Raw genomic sequence first — 22,654 nt, 5'->3', positions numbered from 1 at the left:
ATATACTTCATCTTGTTGTTAAAATAAATATAAACATTTATACCAAAGACAGCAGGTGCATTGAGCTTAATTTCCTGCCGAGGTAATACGATAGACTTAACAGTTGTGTAAACGACTATTGTATATTCCTCCATGTCTTTTCCTGATATGGAGGATTTTATTTGCCGGTATGAATGTAATTCTACAGGAGGTGTAAAGATGAGCAGCATTATCGAACAAAAGCAGCAAATTGTATCTGATATCGCAGATAAATTGAAAGCAAGTAAATCAACAATTGTTGTTGACTACCGTGGTCTTACTGTTTCTGAAGTAACTGAACTTCGTAAACAACTTCGTGAAGCTGGCGTTGAATTCAAAGTTTTCAAGAACTCAATGACACGCCGCGCTGCAGAAGTCGCTGAACTAAGCGGTCTTAATGAAGCTTTGACTGGTCCTAACGCTATTGCATTCAGTAATGAAGATGTAGTTGCACCAGCTAAAATCATTAACGACTTTGCTAAGAAACACGAAGCGCTTGAAATTAAAGCGGGTGTAATCGAAGGAAATATCGCTTCTGTTGAAGATGTTAAAGCTCTTGCTGAGCTACCATCTCGCGAAGGACTTCTTTCTATGCTTCTCAGCGTGCTTCAAGCACCAATCCGCAACTTGGCTCTTGCTACAAAAGCAGTTGCAGATCAAAAAGAAGAACAAGGAGCGTAATCTATTACGCTACTATCAAGTATCCTAATAAAACACATACAAAACAAGGAGGAAATATATAATGTCTAAAGAACAAATCTTAGAAGCAGTTAAAAACATGACTGTTTTAGAACTAAACGACCTAGTTAAAGCTATTGAAGAAGAATTCGGTGTAACTGCAGCAGCTCCTGTTGCTGTTGCTGGTGCTGCTGGCGGAGAAGCTGCAGCTGAACAAACTGAATTTGATGTTGTTCTTGCATCTGCTGGAGATCAAAAAATCAAAGTTATCAAAGTTGTTCGTGAAATCACAGGCCTTGGTCTTAAAGAAGCGAAAGAACTTGTTGACAACACTCCTAAAGCAGTTAAAGAAGGAGCTACTAAAGAAGAAGCTGAAGAAATCAAAGCTAAACTTGAAGAAGTTGGAGCTAACGTTGAAGTTAAGTAATGTTAGTTTGGAAAAGCCCGCTGCATAGGCGGGCTTTTTTGACCTTGAAATGAACAACTGTTAAAATGAGTTTTGTTAATATCCTCGGTATTATTCTTCTATAAATTTCTCCATGGAGGTGGTCAAATATGACTGAACATTATTTCTCTCGTTCCCAAAATGTTAGCAGTGATCCAAATCATTGGGATTTCACTCTGAAAGGAAACGCGTTTCGCTTTAAAACAGATAACGGTGTTTTTTCAAAAAAAGAAGTCGACTTCGGTTCGCGCGTATTAATAGAAGCATTTTCATATCCGGAAGTGGATGGCGACATACTTGATGTTGGCTGCGGATATGGACCGATTGGACTTTCTCTAGCAAAAGAGGGGAACGGCAGAACTATACATATGGTTGATGTGAATGAAAGAGCATTGAATCTTGCGCAAGAAAATGCGGAAATCAACCATATAGATAATGTTTTAATTTATGAAAGTGACAGATTGTTGCAGGTGAAAGGGAATAAATTTGCTGCTATCTTAACAAACCCGCCAATTCGTGCAGGGAAAAAGGTAGTCCATGATATCTTTGAGCAGAGTTTTGAACATCTTATCCATAATGGAGAGTTGTGGGTTGTAATTCAGAAAAAGCAAGGTGCACCTTCTGCTCTAGAAAAGCTAGAGCAATTATTTCAAGAAGTGGAAGTTGTAGAAAAGCAAAAAGGATATTTTATTATAAAAGCAAAAAGGATTGACTAGTCCGAATCGTTGTGATAGCATTGTATAATGCCAATATATTATTTTTCTTTTATCCATAATTTTTATTCAATTACTGTATAAATATGGTGGATTTCGGAAAAGCTAACAAAATAATACTTGAAATATGAAAAATGCGGTTTTTTGTTTTGAAAACCCTTTTTCTTTTTGTCTTATAAATAGTGTTATATGCTGCTTATAAGATGTTAATAGATGTACTATAACGTTTGATTTGAGGGGTGAATCAGTTGACAGGTCAACTTGTTCAGTATGGACGACACCGCCAGCGCAGAAGCTACGCACGAATTAGTGAAGTTTTAGAATTACCAAATCTAATAGAAATCCAAACCTCTTCCTATCAATGGTTTCTAGATGAGGGATTGCGTGAAATGTTCCAAGATATTTCACCAATTGAAGATTTTACTGGCAACTTATCATTAGATTTTATCGACTATAGCTTAGGTGAACCAAAGTACTCTGTCGAGGAATCAAAAGAGCGAGATGTTACATATTCCGCGCCATTGCGTGTAAAGGTGCGTCTTGTTAACAAAGAAACAGGGGAAGTAAAGGACCAAGATGTGTTCATGGGTGATTTCCCACTTATGACAGAGACTGGTACGTTCGTTATTAACGGCGCAGAGCGTGTTATCGTTTCGCAGTTAGTGCGTTCTCCGAGTGTTTATTATAATGGTAAATTAGATAAAAACGGTAAAAAAGGTTTTACAGCTACAGTAATTCCAAACCGTGGTGCTTGGCTTGAGTATGAAACGGATGCAAAGGATGTTGTATATGTACGTATTGACCGTACACGTAAGCTTCCAATTACTGTATTATTGCGTGCGCTAGGATTTGGATCCGATCAAGAAATCCTTGATTTAATCGGTGACAATGAATACTTAAGAAATACTTTAGAAAAAGACAATACTGAAGGTACGGAAAAAGCTCTATTAGAAATCTATGAGCGTTTACGTCCTGGTGAGCCACCTACTGTTGAAAATGCTAAAAGTCTATTAGTATCAAGATTCTTTGATCCTAAAAGATATGACTTAGCAAACGTAGGTAGATATAAAATCAACAAAAAGCTTCATATTAAAAATAGATTGTTCGGTCAACGTCTAGCAGAAACGCTTGTAGACCCTGAAACTGGTGAGATTATTGCTGAGAAGGGTACACTTTTAGATCGCCGTGCATTGGACCGTATTATTCCTAATTTGGAAAACAACATCGGTTTCAAGACACTTAGCCCTTATGCTGGCGTTTTAGAAGATGATGTAACAGTTCAATCAGTTAAAATCTATGCACCTATCGATGATGGAGAAAAAGAAATTAATGTAATAAGTAATGCATATGTGGAGGAAGCTGTTAAAAACATCTCTCCTGCAGATATTATTTCTTCAATCAGCTATTTCTTTAACTTACTTCATGGTGTAGGTCTTACAGATGATATTGACCATTTAGGTAACAGACGTCTTCGTTCAGTTGGTGAATTGCTTCAAAACCAATTCCGTATTGGTTTATCAAGAATGGAGCGTGTAGTGCGTGAAAGAATGTCCATCCAGGATACAAACACGATCACTCCACAGCAACTGATTAACATCAGACCTGTTATTGCATCCATTAAAGAGTTCTTCGGAAGCTCACAGCTTTCTCAGTTCATGGACCAAACGAATCCACTTGCTGAATTGACACACAAACGTCGTTTGTCTGCATTAGGACCTGGTGGTTTGACTCGTGAACGTGCTGGATTTGAAGTGCGCGACGTTCACTATTCTCACTATGGGCGTATGTGTCCAATCGAGACTCCAGAGGGACCAAACATTGGTTTGATTAACTCCTTGTCTTCATTTGCTAAAGTGAACCGTTTTGGTTTCATTGAAACACCTTACAGACGTGTTGATGCAGAAACAGGCCAAGTAACGAATCATATCGATTACTTGACTGCTGATGAGGAAGATAACTATGTTGTTGCACAGGCGAACTCTCGTCTTGGTGATGACGGATCATTCCTTGATGAAGAAGTAGTGTCACGTTTCAGAGGGGAAAACACTGTTGTTAAGCGCGATCGCATTGACTATATGGATGTATCTCCAAAGCAAGTTGTGTCTGCTGCGACAGCATGTATTCCATTCTTGGAAAACGATGACTCGAACCGTGCCCTAATGGGAGCGAACATGCAACGTCAAGCTGTACCTTTGATGCAGCCAGAAGCTCCAAGAGTTGGTACTGGTATGGAATATGTATCAGGTAAAGACTCAGGTGCAGCTGTTATTTGTAAACACGAAGGTATTGTTGAACATGTAGAAGCGCGTGAAGTTTGGGTAAGAAGAATTACTGTTATTGACGGCCAAGAAGTTAAAGGCAATTTAGATAAATACAGAATGCTTAAGTTCATTCGTTCTAACCAAGGAACATGCTACAACCAAAGACCTATCGTGGCTGTTGGGAATAGAGTGACTAAGGGTGAAATCCTTGCTGATGGACCTTCCATGGAATTGGGAGAATTAGCTCTAGGAAGAAACGTCCTTGTTGCCTTCATGACTTGGGATGGCTACAACTATGAGGATGCCATCATCATGAGTGAACGACTAGTAAAAGATGATGTTTATACTTCCATCCATATTGAGGAATATGAATCTGAGTCTCGTGATACAAAACTAGGACCTGAAGAAATTACACGTGATATTCCTAACGTTGGGGAAGATGCTCTTCGCAACTTGGATGACCGCGGTATTATCCGTGTAGGTGCTGAAGTTAAAGATGGAGATCTTCTTGTTGGTAAAGTAACTCCTAAAGGGGTAACAGAGCTTACAGCAGAAGAGCGTCTGCTTCATGCAATCTTTGGTGAAAAAGCACGTGAAGTTCGTGATACTAGTCTTCGTGTACCACATGGCGGCGGCGGAATTGTCCACGACGTTAAAGTGTTTAACCGTGAAGATGGAGATGAACTTCCACCAGGTGTAAACCAGCTTGTACGTGTTTACATTGTACAAAAACGTAAAATTCATGAAGGCGATAAAATGGCAGGACGCCACGGTAATAAAGGGGTTATCTCCCGCATATTGCCTGAAGAAGATATGCCTTACCTTCCTGATGGTACACCTGTTGATATCATGTTAAACCCATTAGGCGTTCCTTCTCGTATGAATATCGGACAGGTGCTTGAGCTTCACTTGGGTATGGCTGCAAGAAGCCTAAATATCCATGTAGCTTCTCCAGTATTCGATGGTGCACGCGAGGAAGATGTTTGGGAAACAATAAGAGAAGCTGGAATGGCACAGGATGCTAAAACAGTACTTTATGATGGACGTTCAGGCGAACCATTTGATAACAGGGTATCTGTTGGTGTCATGTACATGATTAAACTTGCTCACATGGTTGATGATAAGCTTCATGCTAGATCAACTGGTCCTTACTCTCTTGTTACGCAGCAGCCACTTGGCGGTAAAGCTCAATTTGGTGGACAGCGTTTCGGTGAGATGGAGGTTTGGGCACTTGAGGCTTATGGTGCAGCATATACTTTACAAGAGATTCTTACTGTTAAATCAGATGACGTTGTTGGTCGTGTGAAGACGTATGAAGCAATTGTTAAAGGTGAAAATGTACCAGAACCAGGTGTTCCAGAGTCATTCCGCGTATTGATGAAGGAGCTTCAAAGCTTAGGATTGGATGTTAAAATTCTTTCCAGCACAGAAGAAGAAATAGAAATGCGAGATACAGAAGATGATGATGATATTCAACAAGCTGAATCTCTAACTATAGCACCGGATGCACAAGAGCCTGCATCAGAAAAAGTAGGCATGCAAGAGTAACTTGACGTAATTTTGGAGGAAGGCTGACACTAGTGAAAAAGGGTCAGCCTTCCTAGATTAGACTTTTTTTAGCAAATGTATGTAGGGCTTAGCCTGAAGATCAAAAGGGAGGTAGGACCCTTGTTGGATGTAAATAATTTTGAATTCATGAAAATCGGTTTAGCTTCGCCAGATAAAATCCGTTCATGGTCATTTGGTGAGGTAAAAAAACCTGAAACAATTAACTATAGAACTTTAAAACCAGAAAAAGACGGCTTATTCTGTGAGCGTATTTTTGGTCCTACAAAAGACTGGGAATGTCATTGTGGGAAATACAAGCGTGTAAGATATAAAGGTGTAGTTTGTGACCGCTGTGGAGTAGAAGTAACTCGTGCCAAAGTGCGTCGTGAACGTATGGGTCATATTGAATTGGCAGCACCTGTTTCTCACATATGGTACTTCAAAGGCATTCCGAGCCGCATGGGTCTTGTATTGGATATGTCACCACGTGCTTTAGAAGAAGTTATTTACTTCGCTTCATATGTAGTAACTGATCCAGGTGATACTGCACTTGAAAAGAAACAGCTTCTATCAGAAAAAGAGTACCGTGCATACCGAGACAAGTATGGTGTTAAGTTCCAGGCATCCATGGGTGCTGAGGCAATCAAAAAGCTTCTTTCTGACATCGATTTGAACAAAGATGTAGAAGGTTTAAAAGAAGAATTGAAAACAGCACAAGGCCAACGCCGTACACGTGCAATTAAAAGATTGGAAGTTCTTGAAGCATTCCGTGGTTCTGGGAATGAACCTTCATGGATGATTTTAGATGTTCTTCCTGTCATTCCTCCTGAATTGCGACCAATGGTTCAATTGGATGGTGGACGTTTTGCGACATCAGATCTAAATGATTTATACCGCCGTGTAATTAACCGTAATAATCGTCTGAAAAGACTTTTGGATTTAGGTGCTCCAAGTATCATTGTGCAAAACGAAAAGCGTATGCTTCAAGAAGCAGTAGATGCGCTTATCGACAATGGTCGTCGTGGCCGTCCTGTTACAGGTCCAGGGAACAGACCGCTTAAATCACTTTCTCATATGCTTAAAGGGAAACAAGGTCGTTTCCGTCAAAACTTACTTGGTAAACGTGTTGACTACTCAGGTCGTTCTGTTATCGTAGTTGGACCAAACTTGAAAATGTATCAATGTGGACTTCCAAGAGAAATGGCGTTAGAGCTATTTAAGCCTTTCGTTATGAAAGAATTGGTTGAAAAAGGTTTAGCGCATAACATTAAATCTGCTAAGCGTAAAATTGAAAGAGTTCAACCAGAAGTATGGGACGTCTTAGAAGAAGTTATCAGAGAGCATCCAGTATTGCTTAACCGTGCACCGACTTTGCACAGACTAGGTATCCAAGCGTTTGAACCAACACTAGTTGAAGGTCGCGCTATCCGTTTGCATCCACTTGTTTGTACAGCTTATAATGCTGACTTTGATGGTGACCAAATGGCTGTCCATGTTCCGTTGTCTTCCGAAGCACAAGCTGAAGCTAGATTGCTAATGCTTGCTGCTCAGAACATCTTGAACCCTAAGGATGGAAAACCAGTTGTTACGCCGTCACAGGATATGGTTCTTGGTAACTACTACTTGACACTTGAAAGAGAAGACTCTGTTGGTGAAGGTATGATCTTCAATGATACGAGCGAAGCATTATTGGCATACCAAAATGGTTATGTTCATTTGCATACTCGTGTTGCTGTGCGTGCAAGTTCTTTGAATAACCAAACATTCACAGAAGAACAAAACAACCAGCTTCTTTTGACAACTGTAGGGAAATTAGTATTCAACGAAATTCTTCCTGAATCTTTCCCATACATTAACGAACCAACAAAATCTAATCTTGAAGAAAAAACTCCAGAAAGATTCTTTGTGGAGCAAGGTACAGATGTACGTGCAGCTATTCAAGCTATGCCAATCATTGAGCCATTCAAGAAGAAAATACTTGGAAATATCATTGCTGAAGTCTTCAAGCGATTCAAAATCACTGAAACTTCTAAGATGCTTGATAGAATGAAGGATCTTGGCTTTAGACACTCAACAAAAGCAGGTATTACTGTTGGTGTTGCGGATATCGTAGTTCTTGGAGAAAAACAAGAAATTATTGATGAAGCACAAGGTAAAGTAGACAATGTTATGAAGCAATTCAGACGTGGTCTAATCACGGAAGAAGAGCGTTATGACAGAGTAATTTCTATCTGGAGTGCTGCTAAGGATGTCATCCAAGCGAAACTGATGAAGTCATTGGATATACGAAACCCAATCTTCATGATGAGTGATTCCGGTGCCCGTGGTAACGCATCTAACTTTACACAGCTAGCAGGTATGCGCGGATTGATGGCCAACCCGGCTGGTAGAATCATCGAGTTACCTATCATCTCAAGTTTCCGTGAGGGATTAACAGTATTGGAATACTTCATCTCTACACATGGTGCTCGTAAAGGTCTTGCCGATACAGCACTAAAAACAGCCGATTCAGGTTACTTGACTCGCCGTCTTGTTGACGTTGCTCAGGATGTCATTGTACGTGATGATGACTGTGGAACTGATAGAGGATTGCTTGTTGCAGCTCTTAAAGAAGGCACAGAAATTATTGAGCCATTGGATGAGCGCCTAATTGGACGTTATGCAAGAAGAGCAATTAAACACCCAGAAACAAAAGCAGTTATTGTAGCAGAAAACGAACTTATTACAGAAGATCTTGCTGTTGAAATCGTAGAAGCTGACATTAAAGAAGTGTGGATTCGTTCTGCGTTTACTTGTAACACTCGCCATGGCGTATGTAAAAAATGCTACGGACGTAACCTTGCTACTGGTCAAGAAGTTGAAGTTGGTGAAGCAGTTGGTATTATTGCTGCCCAATCAATCGGAGAGCCAGGAACACAGTTAACGATGCGTACATTCCATACAGGTGGGGTTGCTGGAGACGATATCACTCAGGGTCTACCTCGTATTCAGGAAATTTTTGAAGCACGTAACCCTAAAGGTCAGGCTGTTATTACAGAAATGGCAGGGGTTGTTGTCGGAATCAACGAAGGAAGAGACCGTCAGCATGAAATCGTGGTTCAAGGAGAACTTGAAACAAGAACTTACACTGCGCCTTATACTGCTAGACTTAAAGTTAAGATAGACGATGTAGTAGAACAAGGTCAAGAATTGACTGAGGGTTCTATAGATCCAAAAGAATTGATCAAAGTGAAGAACGTTACTGCTGTACAGGAATATCTTCTTCGTGAAGTGCAAAAGGTTTATCGTATGCAGGGTGTTGAAATCGGGGATAAACACGTTGAAGTAATGGTGCGCCAAATGCTTCGCAAAGTGCGTGTAGTTGATGCTGGTGAAACAGAAGTTCTACCAGGAACACTACTGGATATCCACCAATTTACTGATGCAAATGCGAAAGCTTTAAGAGAAGGCAAATTGCCTGCAACTGGTAGACCAGTATTGTTAGGTATAACAAAAGCATCTCTTGAAACTGATTCATTCCTATCTGCAGCTTCATTCCAAGAAACTACAAGAGTTCTTACAGATGCTGCTATTAAAGGTAAACGTGATGAACTGCTTGGATTGAAAGAAAATGTTATCATTGGTAAACTAGTTCCAGCTGGAACAGGTATGCCAAGATACCGTAATGCAGAGCCAATTACAGTGGATGAAACAACAGAAGAATCCGTTTCAGTAGAATAATTTACTGAGATAAATTAATATGATACCAATAAGCAGTTGCTAAAGACATTGACATAGTTTTTAGCACTGCTCTTGGTATATTGTAATAAACCTATAATTTTTTTGGGAAAAGAATTGACATCTATTTTCATAGATGATACTATATCAAAGGTGCTCCTATTCACCTGTTGCTTTGGAGGATATCATTTTATGTCTTATGAAAAAGTATCACAGGCCAAAAAAATAGTAGTAGGAACAAAGCAAACGGTAAAAGCGTTAAAGGCTGGGAAAGTTGCGGAAGTGATTATAGCTAAAGATGCCGACCCGATTCTAATTGGGAAAGTTATAGAAGCTGCCAAAGAAGCAAATGTACCTGTCATACTCGTAGACTCCATGATAAAGCTTGGCAAGTCATGTGGAATTGAAGTAGGCGCGACGACTGTTGCGATAAATATTTAAAAACTGTTTTTATGGTAATAAGCCATGAAGACTTTGTTTTTGCCCTAATATGAACCACCTGGATGTGTGGACTTCAAACATAAATGGAAGGGAGGAAAAATAAATGCCAACTATTAACCAATTAGTGCGCAAGCCTCGTCAATCTGCTCAAGAGAAGTCGAAGTCTCCTGCGTTAAACAAAGGTTATAACAGCTTCAAAAAATCACAAACTGATGTATCTTCACCTCAAAAACGCGGGGTATGTACTCGTGTTGGTACAATGACACCGAAAAAACCAAACTCAGCGTTGCGTAAATATGCTCGTGTGCGTTTGACTAACGGTATCGAGGTTACAGCTTACATTCCTGGAATTGGTCACAACCTACAAGAACATAGTGTTGTACTTATCCGTGGAGGACGTGTAAAAGATTTACCAGGGGTACGTTACCATATCGTACGTGGTGCTCTTGACACAGCTGGTGTTAACGGTCGTATGCAAGGTCGTTCTAAATACGGTACGAAAAGACCAAAACCAGCAAAAAAATAATAAACTAATAATATAACAATCGGTTGAAAGGAGGAAATCAAATGCCACGTAAAGGTCCTGTAGCAAAAAGAGACGTATTACCAGATCCAATATACAATTCTAAACTTGTATCTCGTTTGATTAACAAAATGATGATAGATGGTAAGAGAGGTAAATCTCAAGCTATCCTATACTCAGCTTTTGATATCGTTGCACAACGTTCTGGACAAGAGGCTATCGAAGTATTCGATCAAGCTCTTAAGAACATCATGCCAGTACTTGAAGTTAAAGCTCGTCGTGTTGGTGGTTCTAACTATCAAGTACCAGTGGAGGTTCGTCCAGACAGACGTACGACTTTAGGTCTTCGTTGGTTAGTTAATTACGCTCGTCTTCGTGGAGAAAAAACGATGGAAGAGAGATTAGCTAACGAAATTCTAGATGCAGCTAACAACACTGGTGCATCAGTTAAGAAACGTGAAGATACACACAAAATGGCGGAAGCAAACAAAGCATTTGCTCATTACCGCTGGTAGGATCAAATATTTTAAAAATACTTTCTTATGGAAGGAGAAATACCAATGGCTAGAGAGTTCTCCTTAGAAAATACTCGTAATATCGGTATCATGGCTCACATCGATGCCGGTAAAACGACTACAACTGAGCGCGTACTTTACTATACTGGTCGTATCCACAAAATTGGTGAAACTCACGAAGGTGCATCTCAAATGGACTGGATGGAGCAAGAACAAGAACGTGGTATCACGATCACATCTGCAGCAACAACTGCACAATGGAAAGGTAATCGTGTAAACATTATCGATACTCCAGGGCACGTAGACTTCACTGTTGAAGTTGAACGTTCTCTACGTGTATTAGATGGTGCTGTAGCAGTATTGGATGCACAGTCTGGTGTTGAACCACAAACTGAAACAGTTTGGCGTCAAGCAACAACATACGGTGTACCTCGTGTTGTATTTGTTAACAAAATGGATAAAATTGGTGCAGACTTCCTTTATTCATTAAAAACTTTGCATGACCGCCTACAAGCAAATGCTCATGCAATTCAACTACCAATCGGTGCTGAAGATCAATTCGAAGGCATCATTGACCTAGTTGAAATGAAGGCAACGTTCTATGGTAATGACCTAGGAACTGATATCGAAGACCGAGAAATTCCTGAAGAATACAAAGACCTTGCTGAAGAATACCATGAAAAATTGGTTGAAGCAGTAGCTGAGCTTGATGAAGAACTGATGGAAAAATATCTTGGTGGAGAAGAAATCACAACAGAAGAATTGAAAGCAGGAATCCGTAAAGGAACTGTAAACGTTGAATTCTACCCTGTAATTTGTGGTTCTGCCTTCAAAAACAAAGGTGTTCAAAAAATGCTTGATGCAGTTATTGACTACTTGCCATCACCATTAGATGTACCAGCTATTAAAGGTACAGTTCCTAATACTGATGAAGAAGTAACAAGACCATCAAGTGATGATCAGCCATTCGCTGCATTAGCGTTTAAAGTTATGACTGACCCTTATGTTGGTAAATTAACTTTCTTCCGCGTATACTCTGGTACTTTGAACTCTGGTTCATACGTACAAAACTCGACTAAAGGTAAGCGTGAGCGTGTAGGACGTATCCTGCAAATGCATGCTAACAGCCGTGAAGAGATTACAGAAGTACATGCTGGTGACATCGCTGCTGCTGTTGGTTTAAAAGATACAACAACTGGAGATACTCTATGTGATGACAAAAACCTAGTTATTCTAGAGTCTATGGAATTCCCAGAGCCAGTTATTGAATTATCAATTGAACCAAAATCAAAAGCTGACCAAGATAAAATGACAACTGCACTACAAAAATTACAAGAAGAAGATCCTACATTCCGTGCACATACTAACCAGGAAACTGGACAAGTAATCATTGCTGGTATGGGTGAGCTTCACTTGGACATTTTAGTAGACCGTATGCGTCGTGAATTCAAGGTAGAAGCTAATGTTGGTGCACCTCAGGTTGCTTACCGTGAAACATTCCGTTCATCTGCTGCAGTTGAAGGTAAGTTCTCACGTCAGTCTGGTGGACGCGGACAATACGGACACGTTTGGATCGAATTCGCTCCGAACGAAGAAGGTAAAGGCTTCGAATTTGAAAATGCTGTAGTTGGTGGGGTTGTTCCACGTGAATATATCGCTCCAGTTCAAGCAGGTCTTGAAGATGCATTGGAAAGAGGAGTTCTTGCAGGATACCCATTGGTAGACATTAAAGCTAAATTATTTGATGGTTCATACCATGATGTTGACTCATCTGAAATGGCGTTTAAAATTGCCGCTTCTATGGCACTTAAAAATGCTGCTTCAAAATGTAACCCTGTAATCCTTGAGCCAGTAATGAAAGTAGAAGTTATCATTCCAGAAGAATACATGGGTGATATCATGGGTAACATTACTTCTCGCCGTGGCCGTGTAGAAGGTATGGAAGCTCGTGGTAACGCACAAGTTGTTCGTGCAATGGTACCTCTATCAGAAATGTTTGGTTATGCTACAACTTTACGTTCAAGCACTCAAGGTCGTGGTGTGTTCTCAATGACATTTGATCACTACGAAGAAGTACCAAAATCAATCTCTGAAGAGATCATCAAAAAAAATAAAGGGTAATAATTGATTTTACTCTTTTAATGAAGTATAACTACTATGTAAGCAATAAAGCTGTGATATAACGTCACAGCTCAATACTTAATTTTTACAAATCAAAGGAGGATTTTCCTAATGGCAAAAGCTAAATACGATCGTTCAAAGCCCCATGTAAATATCGGAACTATTGGTCACGTTGACCATGGTAAAACAACTCTAACAGCTGCTATCACTACTGTACTTGCAAAAGCAGGTGGCGGTGAAGCAAAAGGTTACGACCAAATCGACGCTGCTCCTGAAGAGCGCGAGCGTGGTATCACAATCTCTACTGCACACGTTGAGTACGAAACAGCTACTCGTCACTATGCGCACGTAGACTGCCCAGGACATGCTGACTATGTTAAAAACATGATCACTGGAGCTGCTCAAATGGATGGCGGTATCCTAGTTGTTTCTGCAACTGATGGTCCAATGCCACAAACTCGTGAGCACATCCTATTGTCTCGCCAGGTTGGTGTACCTCACCTAGTTGTATTCTTGAACAAATGTGATATGGTTGATGACGAAGAGCTTCTTGAACTAGTTGAAATGGAAGTTCGCGATCTTCTTTCTGAGTATGAGTTCCCTGGTGATGACATTCCAGTTATCAAAGGTTCTGCTCTTAAAGCACTTGAAGGCGAAGCAGAATGGGAAGAAAAAATCAACGAGCTTATGGCTGCTGTTGATGAGTACATCCCAACTCCAGCTCGTGACACTGAAAAACCATTCATGATGCCTGTAGAGGACGTGTTCTCTATCACAGGTCGTGGTACAGTTGCTACTGGACGTGTTGAGCGTGGACAAGTTAAAGTCGGAGACGTTATCGACATTATCGGTCTTGCTGAAGAGAAAAAATCAACTACTGTAACTGGTGTTGAAATGTTCCGTAAATTGCTTGACTATGCTGAAGCTGGTGACAACATTGGTGCACTTCTTCGTGGGGTTGCTCGTGAAGATATCCAACGTGGTCAAGTATTGGCTAAACCAGGCACAATTACTCCACACGTAAAATTCAAAGCTGAAGTTTACGTTTTGTCTAAAGAAGAAGGTGGACGTCATACTCCATTCTTCACAAACTACCGCCCACAGTTCTACTTCCGTACAACTGACGTAACTGGTATCTGCAACCTTCCTGAAGGTGTAGAAATGGTTATGCCTGGCGACAACATCGAAATGGATGTTGAATTGATTTCTTCTATCGCTATCGAAGAAGGTACTAAATTCTCTATCCGTGAGGGTGGACGTACTGTAGGCGCTGGCGTAGTTGCTACAATCGTTGAATAATATTACTTAATAAACAGGCCGGTTTATCCCGGTCTGTTTTTATGTGAAAAACAAGTAATTTCTATTTCCTTCTATATATATGTTTTAATTTCGATGATTATTATTTAATGCTGATTAGTTTGGAATAGATTGTAATTTTACAACTATTCATTAATGGGTTGAAAAATATTGATTGTCGCTGTATAATAATCAAAGTGTACAAAACGTATAAAGAAAAATAATTTAGGTATTGCTTTTCTTACAATGTTTATGTATAATAGACAATGTTGGTCTTTGACTGCGATGAAGCAGAAGGTTGCTGACACACCCGGCCGCTTTGCCATGGCGAGTGTGTGGGAAATTTTTGCGGAGAACTGTCTATTCTAAAATAGGCGAAAAGGAGGGAAAATAATGGCAAAACAAAAAATTCGTATTCGTTTAAAAGCGTATGATCACAGAATTCTTGATCAATCTGCTGAGAAAATTGTTGAAACTGCTAAACGCTCTGGTGCTGCTGTATCTGGACCTATTCCGTTACCAACTGAAAAGTCTATCTACACAATCCTACGTGCGGTTCATAAATATAAAGATTCTCGTGAGCAATTTGAAATGCGTACGCATAAACGTCTAATCGACATCGTTAACCCAACACCACAAACTGTAGATTCATTAATGCGTTTGGATTTACCATCAGGTGTAGATATCGAAATCAAACTATAATTTAAATAAATATATAACTACCAGGAGGTGTGACTGAAATGACCAAAGGAATCTTAGGAAGAAAAATTGGTATGACTCAAGTTTTTGCTGAAAACGGCGATCTTATCCCGGTAACAGTAGTTGAAGCTGCTCAAAACGTTGTACTTCAAAAGAAATCTATTGAAACTGACGGCTATGAAGCTGTTCAAATCGGTTTCGAAGATAAACGTGAAAAGTTGTCTAACAAACCTGAAAAAGGGCACGTTGCTAAAGCAAACACTGCTCCTAAGCGCTTCGTTCGTGAATTGCGAGAAGTTAGCTTAGCAGAGTACGAAGTTGGTCAAGAAGTCAAAGTTGATGTTTTCGCTGAAGGCGACATCGTAGATGTAACAGGAATATCTAAAGGTAAAGGTTTCCAAGGTTCAATTAAACGCCATGGACAATCTCGCGGACCAATGTCTCACGGGTCTCGCTACCACCGTCGTCCAGGTTCAATGGGCCCAGTAGCTCCAAACCGTGTATTCAAAGGTAAAGCATTACCAGGACGTATGGGCGGAGAACAAGTAACTGTTCAAAACCTTGAAATCGTTAAGGTTGATGTTGAGCGTAACCTTCTATTGATCAAAGGTAATGTTCCTGGAGCTAAAAAAGCTCTATTAAAAGTAAAAAGTGCGGTTAAAGCATAATTAGTAAACCGGAAAGGAGGAAACAAGAATGCCTAAAGTTGCATTATTCAACCAAGACGGTACTCAAGCTGGAGATATCGAATTAAAGGATTCTGTATTCGGTATCGAGCCTAACAACAGCGTTCTATTTGAAGCAGTTGTTATGCAAAGAGCTTCTTTACGTCAAGGTACTCATAAAACTAAAATTCGTTCTGAGGTTGCTGGTGGTGGCCGTAAGCCATGGCGCCAAAAAGGTACAGGACGTGCACGTCAAGGTTCTATCAGATCTCCACAATGGCGTGGTGGTGGAACAGTGTTTGGACCAGTTCCACGTAGCTACAGCTACAAATTACCTAAAAAGGTACGCAGACTTGCAATCAAATCTGCACTTTCTACTAAAGTATTAGAAGAAAGCATTTTAGTATTGCAAAGCCTAGCTTTCGATGCACCAAAAACTAAAGAATTCAAAACTGTTTTAGGTAATCTATCTGTAGAGAAGAAAGCACTTATCGTTACAGCTGACCTAGATGAGAACGTAGCATTATCTGCTCGTAACATTCCTGGAATTACTGTCGTTTCTGCTTCTGATGTTACAGTATTAGATGTATTAAATCATGATAAATTAATCATGACGAAAGCAGCAGTTGAAAAAGTAGAGGAGGTGCTTGCATAATGGATGCACGCGATACTATTAAGCGCCCCGTTATCACTGAACGTTCTACTGACTTAATGGCTGAGAAAAAATATACGTTTGAAGTTGATGTTAGAGCTAACAAAACTCAAGTTAAAGATGCTGTAGAAGAAATTTTCGGCGTTGAAGTTGAGAAAGTTAACATTATGAACTACAAAGGTAAGTTCAAGCGTATGGGCCGTTTCGGAGGCTACACTAACAAACGTCGTAAGGCAATTGTTAAGCTAACAGCTAACAGCAAAGAAATCGAATTTTTCGAAGCTTAATATATAACTGAGAAGAGGAGGGAACACAAATGGCGATTAAAAAATACAAACCTACCTCTAATGGTCGACGCAACATGACATCTTCTGACTTTAGTGAAATCACTACAAGTACTCCAGAAAAATCATTGCTTGCTCCTTTACACAGAAAAGGCGGCCGTAATAACCAAGGTAAGTTAACTGTTCGTCATCAAGGTGGAGGTCATAAGCGTCAATATCGTATCATCGATTTCAAACGCGATAAAGATGGCATTCCAGGACGCGTTGCTACAATTGAGTATGATCCAAACAGATCTGCTAACATCGCGTTAATCAACTATGTAGACGGTGAAAAACGCTACATTCTTGCACCAAAAAATCTAGAAGTTGGCTTAGAAGTAATGTCAGGACCTGAGGCTGATATCAAGCCAGGTAATGCACTACCACTAGTTAACATTCCAGTGGGTACTGTTATCCACAACATCGAATTAAAACCAGGTAAAGGCGGACAACTGGTTCGTTCTGCAGGTACTTCTGCACAAGTTCTTGGTAAAGAAGGTAAATACGTACTTGTACGTTTAAATTCTGGTGAAGTACGTTTAGTTCTTGCTACATGCCGTGCTTCGATCGGTCAAGTAGGTAACGAGCAACACGAATTAATTAAAATTGGTAAAGCAGGACGCTCTCGCTGGTTAGGCAAACGCCCAACAGTTCGTGGTTCTGTAATGAACCCTAACGACCATCCACACGGTGGTGGTGAAGGACGCGCTCCAATCGGACGTAAATCACCAATGTCTCCTTGGGGTAAACCAACTCTTGGTGCTAAAACTCGCAAGAAGAAAAACAAATCAGATAAATTTATCGTACGTAGCCGTAAAAAATAACGGGGTTGAACTACGGTTCATAACTAGAACCGTAGAACAATCACGAAGGGAGGTTCACTCATGGGTCGCAGCTTAAAAAAAGGACCTTTTGTTGATGATCATTTACTATCAAAGATCGAAAAATTAAGTGAGTCTGATAAGAAACAAGTTATCAAAACTTGGTCTCGTCGTTCTACTATCTTCCCACAATTCATCGGTCAAACAATCGCAGTTTATGATGGTCGTAAGCATGTACCTGTCTACATTACTGAAGACATGGTAGGTCACAAACTTGGAGAATTCGCTCCATCCCGTACTTACAAAGGTCATGCAAGTGACGATAAGAAAACAAGACGTTAATGAGAGGAGGGCATTCATATGCAAGCTAAAGCTGTTGCAAATACAGTTCGTATTGCTCCTCGTAAAGCTCGTTTAGTCGTAGATTTAATTCGAGGTAAGCAAGTAGGCGAAGCGGTAGCAATTTTGAAGTTAACTCCAAAAGCTGCTTCACCTATCGTAGAAAAAGTTCTTAAATCTGCTATTGCAAATGCAGAGCATAACTACGAAATGGATATCAATAACTTAGTGGTTGAACAAGCATACGTTAACGAAGGACCAACACTTAAACGTTTCCGTCCACGTGCTATGGGTCGTGCAAGTCAGATCAATAAACGTACTAGCCACATCACTATCGTTGTATCAGAAAAGAAGGAGGGGTAATCAGTGGGTCAAAAAGTAAATCCAGTCGGTTTGCGTGTCGGGATAATCCGTGATTGGGAATCTAAATGGTACGCAGGCAAAGACTATGCTGATCTTTTACACGAAGACCTTAAAGTACGTGAGTACATTACAAAACGTTTAAATGACGCTTCTGTTTCTAAAGTTGAAATCGAACGTGCTGCTAATCGTTTGAATGTTACTGTTCACACTGCTAAACCAGGAATGGTTATTGGTAAAGGTGGTACAGAGGTAGAAGCTTTACGTAAAGCTCTTAACTCACTTACTGGCAAACGTGTACACATCAATATTCTTGAAATTAAAAGAGCGGACATGGATGCAAAACTTGTTGCTGAGAACATTGCTCGTCAATTAGAAAACCGTGTATCTTTCCGTCGTGCTCAAAAACAAGCTATCCAACGTTCAATGCGTGCGGGTGCTAAAGGTATTAAAACAATGGTATCAGGTCGTCTTGGCGGTGCAGATATCGCTCGTTCTGAGTCATATAGTGAAGGAACTGTTCCTTTGCACACTCTACGTGCTGACATCGACTACGCTACAGCTGAAGCAGATACTACTTATGGTAAATTAGGCGTTAAAGTTTGGATCTATCGTGGAGAGATCCTTCCAACGAAGAAGAAAACTGAGGAAGGAGGCAAATAATAATGTTACTACCTAAACGTGTTAAATACCGTCGTGTACACCGTGGAAAAATGCGCGGTCAAGCAAAAGGCGGCACAGAAGTAACTTTCGGTGAATATGGTTTGCAATCTTTAGAAGCATCTTGGATTACTAACCGTCAAATTGAATCTGCTCGTATCGCGATGACTCGTTACATGAAACGTGGCGGTAAAGTTTGGATCAAAATTTTCCCACATAAGCCTTACACTGCAAAGCCTCTAGAAGTCCGCATGGGTTCCGGTAAGGGTGCTCCAGAAGGTTGGGTAGCAGTTGTTAAGCCTGGAAAAATTATGTTCGAAATTGCTGGTGTTTCTGAAGAGATCGCTCGTGAGGCACTTCGCCTTGCATCACACAAACTTCCAGTTAAATGTAAGTTTGTAAAACGTGAAGAAATTGGTGGTGAAACTAATGAAAGCTAATGAAATTCGTGACCTTACCACTGCAGAAATTGAACAAAAAGTTAAATCTTTAAAAGAAGAGCTTTTCAACCTTCGCTTTCAATTAGCGACAGGACAACTTGAAAATACAGCTCGCATTCGTGAAGTACGCAAAGCGATTGCTCGCATGAAAACAGTTATTCGTGAAAGAGAAATCGGCGTCAATAATCGATAACGTGAGAGGAGGTTCGTAAGATGAGCGAACGCAATCAACGCAAAGTCTACACTGGTCGTGTTGTTTCTGACAAAATGGATAAAACCGTTTCTGTTGTAGTAGAAACTTACAAAAAGCACCCATTATATGGCAAACGCGTGAAATACTCTAAAAAGTATAAAGCTCACGATGAGCAAAATACAGCTAAAATTGGCGATGTAGTACGTATTATGGAAACACGTCCATTATCAGCTACAAAACGTTTCCGTCTTGTAGAAGTAGTAGAAAAAGCAGTTATTATATAATTGTTCGGAATAAGCTTCATCCCGAAGGGAGGTTACACACATGATTCAACAAGAATCACGTTTGAAAGTTGCTGACAACTCTGGTGCTCGTGAAGTACTAACTATTAAAGTTCTTGGTGGCTCTGGCCGCAAAACTGCAAATATCGGTGATATCATCGTTGTTACTGTGAAACAAGCAACACCAGGTGGCGTTGTTAAAAAAGGTGACGTAGTAAAAGCAGTAGTAGTAAGAACTAAGAGTGGTGTACGCCGCGCAGACGGTACTTACATTCGTTTCGATGAAAACGCATGTGTAATTATCCGTGATGATAAGAGTCCACGTGGAACTCGTATCTTTGGACCAGTTGCTCGCGAATTACGCGATAACAACTTCATGAAGATTGTATCATTAGCTCCAGAAGTACTATAAATCATAAATACAATTGCCTTTAAGGAGGTGCGAAAAGATGCATGTTAAAAAAGGTGACAAAGTAATGGTCATCTCTGGTAAGGATAAAGGCAAAACTGGTGTTGTTCTTGCAGCATTCCCTAAAAAAAGCCGTGTGCTAGTTGAAGGAATCAACATTGTTAAGAAACACAATAAGCCATCCCAGTTGAATCCACAAGGTGGAATCAATGACCAGGAAGCAGCTATTCATGTATCCAACGTTATGCTTATCGATCCTAAAACAGGTACTCCTACTCGTGTAGGTTCAACATCTGTTGACGGTAAAAAAGTACGCGTAGCGAAAAAATCCGGTGAAATTCTAGATAAATAGTTTAAAAAAGAAGGGAGGTACTATGGATGAACCGCCTAAAAGAAAAGTACACAAAAGAAACTGTACCTGCTCTTATGAGCAAGTTCAATTATAAATCTGTAATGCAAGTTCCAAAGCTTGAGAAGATTGTTATCAACATGGGTGTTGGTGAAGCAGTTGCTAACGCAAAAGCATTGGACATTGCAGTTGAAGAATTGACAGTAATTTCTGGTCAAAAGCCAGTTGTTACTCGTGCAAAAAAATCTATCGCAGGCTTCCGTCTACGTGAAGGTATGCCAATCGGAGCGAAAGTTACACTTCGTGGAGAACGCATGTATGAGTTTTTTGATAAACTAGTATCTGTTTCTCTACCACGTGTTCGTGACTTCCGCGGTATTTCTAAGAAATCTTTTGACGGCCGTGGTAACTACACTCTAGGTGTTAAAGAACAATTGATCTTCCCTGAAGTTGATTACGATAAAGTAAACAAAGTTAGAGGTATGGATATTGTTATCGTTACAACAGCTAACACTGATGAAGAAGCTCGTGAATTATTAACTCAATTTGGAATGCCGTTCCAAAAGTAATCCTTAATTAGAGGGAGGCGTAAATGTGGCTAAAAAGTCAATGATTGCGAAACAAAAGCGCACGCCTAAATATAAAGTACAAGAATATACACGCTGCGAACGTTGTGGTCGTCCACATTCTGTGTACCGTAAATTTAAGCTTTGCCGTATTTGTTTCCGTGAATTAGCATATAAGGGACAAATTCCTGGTGTGAAAAAAGCTAGCTGGTAAAACCCCATTATGGGAAGGAGGTTAATACAATGGTTATGACAGATCCAATTGCAGATTTGCTTACAAGAATCCGTAATGCGAATATGGTACGTCACGAAAAATTAGAGGTTCCTGCTTCTAATGTGAAAAAAGAAATCGCTGAAATTCTTAAGCGTGAAGGTTTCATCCGTGATGTTGAGTATATTGAAGACAACAAACAAGGAATCATCCGCATTTTCCTTAAATACGGTTCTAGCAATGAGCGTGTAATTACTGGACTTAAACGTATTAGTAAACCTGGTCTTCGTGTATATGCGAAAGCTACTGAAGTTCCACGTGTACTAAACGGTCTTGGAATCGCACTAGTTTCTACTTCTCAAGGAGTAATTACTGATAAAGAAGCTCGCGCTAAACAAGTTGGCGGAGAAGTTTTAGCATACGTTTGGTAATAAAGGTTTAAATGAATGGAGGTGCAACTAAATGTCTCGTGTAGGTAAAAAACCAGTCGAAGTACCAGCAGGCGTTACAGTTACTATTGATAACAGTACTGTAACGGTTAAAGGTCCTAAAGGCGAATTAACTCGTACTTTTAACTCTGATATCGCAATTAACGTTGAAGAGAACGTAATTAACGTAACTCGTCCTTCTGATGCGAAGGAACATCGTGCATTGCACGGAACAACTCGCGCTTTGTTAGCTAACATGGTCGAAGGTGTTTCTAAAGGTTTTGAAAGAGGTCTTGAACTTATCGGTGTAGGTTACCGTGCGCAAAAACAAGGAAGCAAACTTGTTCTTAACGTAGGTTACTCTCATCCAGTTGAGATCGAACCAGAAGCAGGAATTGAAATTGAAGTTCCTTCTGCTACTAAAGTTATTGTTAAAGGAACTAACAAAGAGCGCGTTGGAGCACTTGCTGCTAACATCCGTGACGTTCGTCCACCAGAGCCTTACAAAGGTAAAGGTATTCGTTATGAAGGCGAATTCGTACGTAGAAAAGAAGGTAAAACAGGTAAGTAATGCCATATAGGCAAATGAAAGGAGTGACCTGAATGATTACGAAGGCTGACAAGAATGTAACCCGTAAAAAAAGACACGCACGTGTGCGTTCTAAATTAAGCGGTACTCAAGCTCGTCCTCGTTTAAATGTGTTCCGTTCAAACAAACACATTTACGCTCAACTTATTGATGATGTTAATGGTGTAACAATCGCTAGTGCGTCTACTTTAGATAAAGAGCTTAACTTAGAATCTGCTAGTAATGTTGATGCTGCTGTTAAGATCGGTGAGGCAGTTGCAAAACGTGCTGTAGAAAAAGGCGTTAAATCAGTAGTTTTTGACCGCGGTGGATATTTATATCATGGTCGCGTTAAAGCTTTAGCTGATGCTGCTCGTGAGAACGGCTTAGAATTTTAATAGTCAAAGGAGGGAC

The 22,654-nt window shown here is 40.2% G+C and carries 28 protein-coding genes and 1 other annotated feature; all 28 genes read left to right on the top strand.

Annotated elements, in window-relative coordinates:
- Positions 1 to 24 precede the first annotated feature (24 nt).
- Positions 25 to 169: a sequence feature (ribosomal protein L10 leader region), on the top strand.
- A 29-nt stretch (positions 170 to 198) separates the two neighbouring features.
- The 28 genes from rplJ to rplR all read left to right on the top strand — a co-directional run bounded on the left by rplJ (position 199) and on the right by rplR (position 22,638).
- Positions 199 to 699, top strand: coding sequence for a 50S ribosomal protein L10 (gene rplJ, locus CEQ21_RS12530; RefSeq protein WP_127742381.1), 501 nt, complete (start codon positions 199 to 201; stop codon positions 697 to 699).
- Positions 700 to 760: 61 nt separating this feature from the next.
- Entirely contained in the window at positions 761 to 1,123 is a 363-nt protein-coding gene (gene rplL / locus CEQ21_RS12525; RefSeq protein WP_127742383.1) for a 50S ribosomal protein L7/L12, read from the top strand.
- A 128-nt stretch (positions 1,124 to 1,251) separates the two neighbouring features.
- The gene (locus CEQ21_RS12520; RefSeq protein ID WP_185764841.1) at positions 1,252 to 1,857 is read left to right on the top strand and encodes a class I SAM-dependent methyltransferase; all 606 of its coding nucleotides are present in this window, start codon (positions 1,252 to 1,254) and stop codon (positions 1,855 to 1,857) included.
- A gap of 245 nt (positions 1,858 to 2,102) precedes the next feature.
- Complete coding sequence (rpoB, locus tag CEQ21_RS12515; RefSeq protein ID WP_127742387.1) at positions 2,103 to 5,663, top strand: DNA-directed RNA polymerase subunit beta; 3,561 nt, start codon at positions 2,103 to 2,105, stop codon at positions 5,661 to 5,663.
- Positions 5,664 to 5,783: 120 nt separating this feature from the next.
- Entirely contained in the window at positions 5,784 to 9,383 is a 3,600-nt protein-coding gene (rpoC, locus tag CEQ21_RS12510; RefSeq protein WP_185764840.1) for a DNA-directed RNA polymerase subunit beta', read from the top strand.
- A gap of 189 nt (positions 9,384 to 9,572) precedes the next feature.
- Positions 9,573 to 9,821 carry a 50S ribosomal protein L7ae-like protein gene (locus CEQ21_RS12505; RefSeq protein ID WP_185764839.1) on the top strand — a complete coding sequence of 83 codons (249 nt, stop codon included), beginning with the start codon at positions 9,573 to 9,575 and terminating at the stop codon, positions 9,819 to 9,821.
- Between the two features lie 103 nt (positions 9,822 to 9,924).
- Positions 9,925 to 10,347 (top strand): 30S ribosomal protein S12, encoded by a 423-nt coding sequence (gene rpsL, locus CEQ21_RS12500; RefSeq protein ID WP_127742393.1) that lies wholly within the window; start codon positions 9,925 to 9,927, stop codon positions 10,345 to 10,347.
- 41 nt (positions 10,348 to 10,388) lie between these two features.
- A complete protein-coding gene (gene rpsG / locus CEQ21_RS12495) occupies positions 10,389 to 10,859 on the top strand; it encodes a 30S ribosomal protein S7 (protein ID WP_127742395.1) in 471 nt (156 codons plus the stop codon).
- Positions 10,860 to 10,904: 45 nt separating this feature from the next.
- A complete protein-coding gene (fusA, locus tag CEQ21_RS12490) occupies positions 10,905 to 12,980 on the top strand; it encodes an elongation factor G (protein ID WP_185764838.1) in 2,076 nt (691 codons plus the stop codon).
- Between the two features lie 111 nt (positions 12,981 to 13,091).
- Complete coding sequence (gene tuf, locus CEQ21_RS12485; RefSeq protein WP_127742399.1) at positions 13,092 to 14,279, top strand: elongation factor Tu; 1,188 nt, start codon at positions 13,092 to 13,094, stop codon at positions 14,277 to 14,279.
- A gap of 390 nt (positions 14,280 to 14,669) precedes the next feature.
- The gene (gene rpsJ, locus CEQ21_RS12480) at positions 14,670 to 14,978 is read left to right on the top strand and encodes a 30S ribosomal protein S10 (protein ID WP_009336571.1); all 309 of its coding nucleotides are present in this window, start codon (positions 14,670 to 14,672) and stop codon (positions 14,976 to 14,978) included.
- 38 nt (positions 14,979 to 15,016) lie between these two features.
- On the top strand, positions 15,017 to 15,643 hold the full coding sequence (gene rplC / locus CEQ21_RS12475; RefSeq protein WP_127742401.1) for a 50S ribosomal protein L3: 627 nt from the start codon (positions 15,017 to 15,019) through the stop codon (positions 15,641 to 15,643).
- A gap of 28 nt (positions 15,644 to 15,671) precedes the next feature.
- On the top strand, positions 15,672 to 16,295 hold the full coding sequence (gene rplD / locus CEQ21_RS12470) for a 50S ribosomal protein L4 (RefSeq protein ID WP_127742403.1): 624 nt from the start codon (positions 15,672 to 15,674) through the stop codon (positions 16,293 to 16,295).
- Complete coding sequence (gene rplW / locus CEQ21_RS12465) at positions 16,295 to 16,579, top strand: 50S ribosomal protein L23 (protein WP_127742406.1); 285 nt, start codon at positions 16,295 to 16,297, stop codon at positions 16,577 to 16,579. Before rplD ends, rplW begins: the two co-directional genes overlap by 1 nt.
- A 29-nt stretch (positions 16,580 to 16,608) precedes the next feature.
- Positions 16,609 to 17,439 carry a 50S ribosomal protein L2 gene (gene rplB, locus CEQ21_RS12460; protein ID WP_127742408.1) on the top strand — a complete coding sequence of 277 codons (831 nt, stop codon included), beginning with the start codon at positions 16,609 to 16,611 and terminating at the stop codon, positions 17,437 to 17,439.
- 60 nt (positions 17,440 to 17,499) lie between these two features.
- Positions 17,500 to 17,778 (top strand): 30S ribosomal protein S19, encoded by a 279-nt coding sequence (gene rpsS, locus CEQ21_RS12455; protein ID WP_127742411.1) that lies wholly within the window; start codon positions 17,500 to 17,502, stop codon positions 17,776 to 17,778.
- 18 nt (positions 17,779 to 17,796) lie between these two features.
- Entirely contained in the window at positions 17,797 to 18,138 is a 342-nt protein-coding gene (gene rplV / locus CEQ21_RS12450; RefSeq protein WP_127742413.1) for a 50S ribosomal protein L22, read from the top strand.
- A 3-nt stretch (positions 18,139 to 18,141) separates the two neighbouring features.
- Positions 18,142 to 18,798 (top strand): 30S ribosomal protein S3, encoded by a 657-nt coding sequence (gene rpsC / locus CEQ21_RS12445; RefSeq protein WP_127742415.1) that lies wholly within the window; start codon positions 18,142 to 18,144, stop codon positions 18,796 to 18,798.
- A 2-nt stretch (positions 18,799 to 18,800) separates the two neighbouring features.
- Positions 18,801 to 19,235: a 50S ribosomal protein L16 gene (gene rplP, locus CEQ21_RS12440; protein WP_127742417.1), complete on the top strand. Its 435-nt coding sequence runs from the start codon at positions 18,801 to 18,803 to the stop codon at positions 19,233 to 19,235.
- The gene (gene rpmC / locus CEQ21_RS12435; protein ID WP_003351417.1) at positions 19,225 to 19,428 is read left to right on the top strand and encodes a 50S ribosomal protein L29; all 204 of its coding nucleotides are present in this window, start codon (positions 19,225 to 19,227) and stop codon (positions 19,426 to 19,428) included. Before rplP ends, rpmC begins: the two co-directional genes overlap by 11 nt.
- 20 nt (positions 19,429 to 19,448) lie before the next feature.
- On the top strand, positions 19,449 to 19,712 hold the full coding sequence (gene rpsQ / locus CEQ21_RS12430; RefSeq protein ID WP_185764837.1) for a 30S ribosomal protein S17: 264 nt from the start codon (positions 19,449 to 19,451) through the stop codon (positions 19,710 to 19,712).
- 40 nt (positions 19,713 to 19,752) lie between these two features.
- On the top strand, positions 19,753 to 20,121 hold the full coding sequence (rplN, locus tag CEQ21_RS12425) for a 50S ribosomal protein L14 (protein ID WP_016204567.1): 369 nt from the start codon (positions 19,753 to 19,755) through the stop codon (positions 20,119 to 20,121).
- Positions 20,122 to 20,158: 37 nt separating this feature from the next.
- Positions 20,159 to 20,470 carry a 50S ribosomal protein L24 gene (gene rplX / locus CEQ21_RS12420; protein ID WP_127742421.1) on the top strand — a complete coding sequence of 104 codons (312 nt, stop codon included), beginning with the start codon at positions 20,159 to 20,161 and terminating at the stop codon, positions 20,468 to 20,470.
- A gap of 26 nt (positions 20,471 to 20,496) precedes the next feature.
- Entirely contained in the window at positions 20,497 to 21,036 is a 540-nt protein-coding gene (rplE, locus tag CEQ21_RS12415) for a 50S ribosomal protein L5 (protein ID WP_127742423.1), read from the top strand.
- A gap of 25 nt (positions 21,037 to 21,061) precedes the next feature.
- Positions 21,062 to 21,247: a 30S ribosomal protein S14 gene (rpsN, locus tag CEQ21_RS12410; protein ID WP_009499044.1), complete on the top strand. Its 186-nt coding sequence runs from the start codon at positions 21,062 to 21,064 to the stop codon at positions 21,245 to 21,247.
- A 29-nt stretch (positions 21,248 to 21,276) separates the two neighbouring features.
- Entirely contained in the window at positions 21,277 to 21,675 is a 399-nt protein-coding gene (gene rpsH / locus CEQ21_RS12405; RefSeq protein ID WP_127742425.1) for a 30S ribosomal protein S8, read from the top strand.
- A gap of 31 nt (positions 21,676 to 21,706) precedes the next feature.
- Positions 21,707 to 22,243 (top strand): 50S ribosomal protein L6, encoded by a 537-nt coding sequence (gene rplF / locus CEQ21_RS12400; RefSeq protein WP_185764836.1) that lies wholly within the window; start codon positions 21,707 to 21,709, stop codon positions 22,241 to 22,243.
- A gap of 32 nt (positions 22,244 to 22,275) precedes the next feature.
- On the top strand, positions 22,276 to 22,638 hold the full coding sequence (rplR, locus tag CEQ21_RS12395; protein ID WP_127742429.1) for a 50S ribosomal protein L18: 363 nt from the start codon (positions 22,276 to 22,278) through the stop codon (positions 22,636 to 22,638).
- Positions 22,639 to 22,654 lie beyond the last annotated feature (16 nt).

The sequence above is a fragment of the Niallia circulans genome (genome assembly GCF_007273535.1).
Lineage (GTDB): Bacteria > Bacillota > Bacilli > Bacillales > Cytobacillaceae > Niallia > Niallia circulans_B.
This window is presented reverse-complemented; position numbering and strand designations above follow the sequence as displayed.